This window comes from Streptomyces boncukensis, from assembly GCF_011045075.1.
GTDB lineage: Bacteria > Actinomycetota > Actinomycetes > Streptomycetales > Streptomycetaceae > Streptomyces > Streptomyces boncukensis.
The window spans coordinates 1-5352 of sequence record NZ_JAAKZZ010000492.1 but is presented as its reverse complement, the minus strand read 5'-3'; the positions used below and the strand labels follow the sequence as shown (position 1 = coordinate 5352).

At 71.4% G+C, this 5352-nt stretch carries 4 protein-coding genes; all 4 read right to left on the bottom strand.

Annotated elements, in window-relative coordinates:
* Positions 1-300: 300 nt before the first annotated feature.
* Positions 301-705 carry an ATP-binding protein gene (locus G5C65_RS30365; protein WP_165302263.1) on the bottom strand — a complete coding sequence of 135 codons (405 nt, stop codon included), beginning with the start codon at positions 703-705 and terminating at the stop codon, positions 301-303.
* Positions 699-1673, bottom strand: coding sequence for an MEDS domain-containing protein (locus tag G5C65_RS30360; RefSeq protein ID WP_338146740.1), 975 nt, complete (start codon positions 1671-1673; stop codon positions 699-701). Before G5C65_RS30360 ends, G5C65_RS30365 begins: the two co-directional genes overlap by 7 nt.
* A gap of 490 nt (positions 1674-2163) precedes the next feature.
* Positions 2164-4467: a (Fe-S)-binding protein gene (locus G5C65_RS30355; RefSeq protein ID WP_165302262.1), complete on the bottom strand. Its 2304-nt coding sequence runs from the start codon at positions 4465-4467 to the stop codon at positions 2164-2166.
* 156 nt (positions 4468-4623) lie between these two features.
* A partial coding sequence (locus tag G5C65_RS30350) for a class I SAM-dependent methyltransferase (RefSeq protein WP_206442435.1) occupies positions 4624-5352 on the bottom strand: 729 nt, incomplete at its 5' end.

The window sequence follows — 5352 nt, the reverse complement described above, 5'->3', positions numbered from 1 at the left end:
CTGCGGGGGCTGTTGGGGTCGCTGGGGCTGCTGGGGGTACTGCCCATGCTGCTGCGCGCCCCGGGAACCCCGGCCGCGTCCGCTCCTGAAACCTGCCACGTAATCGAACGTACCTTGTCGCCCGGACCTCGGTGCCACGGCTGCCGGAAACTGGCCGGACATCGCTGCTGACCTGTGACATCCCCTAGGGGAACCCGGTGGTGCGGGCGTCACTCCGGGATGTGGCCAACCCCACCCGCGCCGTCGCGGGCTCCCGCGCGCTCCCGTGGGCCGCCCTGCCCCGTCACGGGCCCTGCCCCCTCACGGGCCCGGCAGCCGGACGGCGAGGGTGACGAGCGCTCCGGTGCGGCCCGCTGCGCCGACCGTGAACCGGTCGGTGACGAGCTTGGCCAGCCACAGGCCGCGGCCGGTGGGCGCCCCGTCCAGACCGGGCAGCAGCTCCGGGATGACGTCCTCGCTGAAGCCGGGCCCGGAGTCGGTCACCTGGCACTCCAGCTCGTTGCCGATGTGCCGCAGCAGCAGCTGCCCCCCGCCGCCGGCGTGCTCGACGGCGTTGGTGGCGACGGCGTCGACCGCGACCACGAACTCCCCCCTGCGCGGCTCGCAGAGCCCGGCCCAGGCCGCGCACGTATCGACCTCGATACGCAGCCGGGGCAGGTCCCGGAGTGTGAAGCGGAGACGGCAGAGCAGCTCGGGAGTCAGCATCCGTTTCCCTCCTCGACGAGGGTCAGTGAACGGACGGCGTCGGAGCCGAGCCGGCGCAGGGTGCGCGCCTGGATCGGGGTGCACCGGACGGTCGTGGCGTCGGGTCCGCCGGCCCCGGCCCCGGCCCCGGCCCCGGCACTGGCCGCGGCCGCCGCACCCGCCGCCTGCCGCAGCAGGTCGGCGGCGCAGCTCGCGCCGAGGAAGTGCAGCGCGGTCAGGTCGACGTGGAGCGGTCCGTCCGGCCGGGCGCGCGCGAAGGCGTCGCGCAGCGCCGCGGCGAACTCGGCGTGCGTGGCGATGTCCGCCTCGCCCAGCAGCCGTATGCTCCGCGTGCCGCCTCCGGCGCCGTGCTCGGCCCGCAGGGAGCCGGGCGCGTCCAGCAGATGGACGGGGTGCGCGGCGCGCAGCGTGCGCAGCGCCTCGGGGCCGAAGGCGCGGTGGTCGTAGGCGCAGACCTCGCTGTAGCGGCGGTTGGTGAACAGGTGCTCGGCCGAGCGTTCGCGCTCCAGCACGGAGGCGATATCGGTACCGAGGTCGTCGACCCAGGCCATGTCGATGTACGCGCGCAGCGCGGCGTACCCCTGCCGGACGGCGAGCTCGGCCTCCTCCGTCAGCCGGTGCCACTGGCGCGCGGAGGTGAACTCGCGGTGCGGCGCGATCAGCGCGCGCATGCTGCTCACCGTCACCTGCCCGCGGTCCCAGGCGGTGGCGAGCGGTGACGTCCCCGCGCCCAGCCCGGCGAGCACCTCGTCCGTGGACACCCGCGGATGGAGGAAGAGCAGCACCTTCTCGCTGCGGGCCAGGCCGTGCCGGACGAACGCGCTGACGACCTCCCACTGGCCGGCCTCGCTCCCGTAGGCGGCGAAGGCGTGCTGGCCGGGGCGTATCCGCTGCACCGGGATGGTCCGGGCGCCGGGTGGCGGGCGCCACACCGTGCCGTCGGGTACCGGTCCGTCGCGGTCCGACACTCGCGTCCTCCTCGCGTCCGTCGGGCGCGCTGCCGAGCGCGCATGCCCACGTGGCGCTGACGCGCCCGCACGCTTCCTCCGCTTCGCCGCTAAGGAGGCTAGGACGGGGATCGGGCGATGGGTATACCGCGACGGCGGATTGGCTCGTGTGGTGCATCAACTGATCGCATTTGACCATGGCTCGCGGAAAAACCCACACCGGCCGGACCCGCACCGTGCGGATCCGGCCGTATTGGCGCTTTATGGCGTTTGGTTTTGGCCGATTGTGAAGTTGGTGGGGTCCGTTCGGCCGTCCGGCCGGGGGTCCGGGGGTGGTCCCCCGGGTTGGCAGGGCATGGCGTTTGGTTTTGGCCGATAGTGGAGTTGGTGGGGTTCGTTCGGCCGTCCGGCCGGGGGTCCGGGGGTGGTCCCCCGGGTTGGCAGGGCATGGCGTTTGGTTTTGGCCGATTGGGGAGGTGGGTGGGGCCCGTTCGGCCTCCTGGCCGGGCCCCTACTTGGCCGGTTCCGGCTCCGGCTCCTTCTCGGACGGCTCGTCCTCGGAGGGGTCGGCCGGTGTCCTCACGGAGTCGAGCAGCAGCTGGGCCACGTCGACGACCTGGAGGTTCTCCTTGGCCTTGCCATCGTTCTTCTTGCCGTTGACGGAGTCCGTCAGCATGACGAGGCAGAACGGGCAGGCCGTGGAGACGATGTCCGGGTCGAGGGAGAGCGCCTCGTCCACGCGTTCGTTGTTGATCCGCTTGCCGATCCGCTCTTCCATCCACATCCGGGCGCCGCCCGCGCCGCAGCAGAAGCCGCGCTCCTTGTGCCGGTGCATCTCCTCGTTCCGCAGCCCCGGCACCCGGCCGATGATCTCGCGCGGAGGCGTGTAGACCTGGTTGTGGCGGCCCAGATAGCACGGGTCGTGGTAGGTGATCAGGCCCTCGACCGGGGTGACCGGCACCAGCCTGCCCTCGTCGATGAGGTGCTGGAGCAGCTGGGTGTGGTGGATGACCTCGTACTCGCCGCCCAGCTGGGGGTACTCGTTGGCGATCGTGTTGAAGCAGTGCGGGCAGGTCGAGACGATCTTCTTCGCCGACTTCGGCTTCCTGGTGCTCTCGTCCTCGTCGTCCTCCCCGAACGCGGCGTTCAGCGTGGCGACGTTCTCCTCGCCGAGCTGCTGGAACAGGAACTCGTTGCCGAGCCGCCGCGCCGAGTCGCCGGTGCACTTCTCGTCGCCGCCCATGATCGCGAACTTCACGCCCGCGATGTGCAGCAGCTCGGCGAACGCCTTCGTCGTCTTCTTCGCGCGGTCCTCCAGCGCGCCGGCGCAGCCGACCCAGTACAGGTACTCGACCTCGGTCAGGTCCTCGACCGTCTTGCCGACGACCGGCACCTCGAAGCCGGCTTCCTGCTGGAGCTCCTTGGTCCACTCCAGCCGCTGCTTCTTGGCCAGGCCCCAGGGGTTGCCCTTCTTCTCCAGGTTCTTCAGCATCGTCCCGGCCTCGCTCGGGAACGCGCTCTCGATCATCACCTGGTAGCGGCGCATGTCGACGATGTGGTCGACGTGCTCGATGTCGACGGGGCACTGCTCGACGCAGGCGCCGCAGGTGGTGCAGGACCACAGCACGTCCGGGTCGATGACGCCGTTCGCTTCGGCGGTGCCGATCAGCGGGCGCTCGGCCTCCGCCAGCGCCTCCGCCGGGACGTCGGCCAACTGCTCGGCCGACGCCTTCTCCTCGCCCTCCATGGTCTTGCCGCCGCCCGCGAGCAGATACGGGGCCTTGGCGTACGCGTGGTCGCGCAGCGACATGATCAGCAGCTTGGGGGAGAGCGGCTTGCCGGTGTTCCAGGCGGGGCACTGCGACTGGCAGCGTCCGCACTCGGTGCAGGTGGAGAAGTCGAGGATGCCCTTCCAGGAGAAGTCCTCGACCTGCGAGACGCCGAACCGGACCTCTTCCGCGTTCTCGTCGTCGGACTCGTCCAGCGCTGTCTCGAAGTCGATCTCCTTGCCGCCGGAGACCATCGGCTGCAGCGCGCCCAGCGCGGTGCCGCCCGCCGCCTCGCGCTTGAACCAGATGTTCGGGAAGGCCAGGAAGCGGTGCCAGGCCACGCCCATGTTGGTGTTCAGCGCGACCGTGATCATCCAGATGAAGGATGTGGCGATCTTGAGCATCGCGAAGAAGTACGTCAGGTTCTGCAGCGTGCCGGTGCTCAGCTCGCTGAAGCCCGCGACCAGGGGGTAGGAGATGAAGTACTCGGCCTCGTAGTGGTCGGCCCCGTGCAGGGCGCCCTCCAGGGCGTGCAGCACCACGATGCAGACGCCGACGATGAGGATGACGGCCTCGACGAAGTACGCCTGCCAGGTGATGGAGCCCGTGAAGCGGGATTTGCGGCCCGCCCGCGTCGGCTTGTTGAGCTGCCGGATCACGATGAGGACGAGGATCCCCACGGCCGTCATGGTGCCCATGAACTCCACGTACATCGCCCAGGGCAGCCAGTCGCCGATGAGCGGCAGCAGCCAGTCGGCCTGGAAGAGCTGGCCGACGGCGTTGACGATGGTCAGGAGCAGGGTGAAGAAGCCGATCGCGACGAACCAGTGTGCGACGCCCATGACGCCCCAGCGGTTCATCCGGGTGTGCCCGAGGAACTCCTTGACCAGCGTGATGGTGCGCTGTTTGGGGGCGTCGGTCCGCGATCCCGCGGGCACCGGCCGGCCGAGCCGCACGAAGGTGAGGATCTGGAGGACGGCGCGGCCGAACAGCGCGAGTGCGACCGCGATGAGGACCAGCGACACGATGATCGCGGCGAGTTGCATAACGGGGCTCCTCGGAGCACAGCGGGGTTGACGAAGCGTCCGGTCTACTAAGCAGTAACTTATCCAGTCCGTACGAGACTACCCACTTTCCGGAGCGCTCTGTACCCGCCCCGACGGTGATGTGCGTCGCCCGTCCCGGACGCCCCCAGCCTGCCCTCAGCCCGCCGTCAGCAGGAAGTTGCGGTGACGCGCGGGCGGGGTGAAGCCCTCGGGCGCGCGGCGCGGGCCCGCCGTGCCCAGGTGCAGCACCGTCTCGTAGCCGTGTGCGGCGCCCTCCGCGCGCAGCCGGTCCAGCGCGTCCCGGTCCGGGCACCCGGCGATCACGATCGGGCGGTGCCGGGCGAGCGTGCGGGGCATGCCGCGCAGGACGTCCGCCGCGGGCCCGGCCCCGTCGATCTTCACCAGGTCGACGGGGAGCGGGCCGACGGCGCGGTCGGTGGGGGCCCGCTCGACGACGCTGACCCGCTGCTCCAGCCCGTTGACGGCCAGGTTGTGGCGCAGCCGCCCCGCCGCCGCGGGGTGCGGCTCGACGGTGACCGCGCGCAGCGCGGGGTTCGCGGTGCAGGCGAGCAGCGTGTAGAGGCCCGCGCAGGTGCCCGTGCCCGCGCTCACCCCGAGGAAGCCGCGGGAGCGGCGGGCCAGCGCGCAGAAGACCGGGCAGGTGGCCTCCTCCCAGTGCCGCAGGTCCGTCCAGACGAAGCTGCGGCTGTGCTCGTCGTCCTCGGCGGCCGCGTAGCGGAAGGGGGTGCCGTCGCAGGTGTGCAGCTCCCATACGCCGGTCGGCTGCAGCCGGGTCCACAGCCAGGGCGGGACGAGTCCCCGTACGGCGCCCGCCCGGACGGCGCGCTTGAGCCGCGGGGGCCGCGAGGGGTGTGGTGGGTGTGG

Excerpts from the sequence above, each read along its gene's own strand:
- G5C65_RS30365 (WP_165302263.1), bottom strand. The coding sequence starts at position 705 with ATGCTGACTCCCGAGCTGCTCTGCCGTCTCCGCTTCACACTCCGGGAC.
- G5C65_RS30355 (WP_165302262.1), bottom strand. The coding sequence starts at position 4,467 with ATGCAACTCGCCGCGATCATCGTGTCGCTGGTCCTCATCGCGGTCGCA.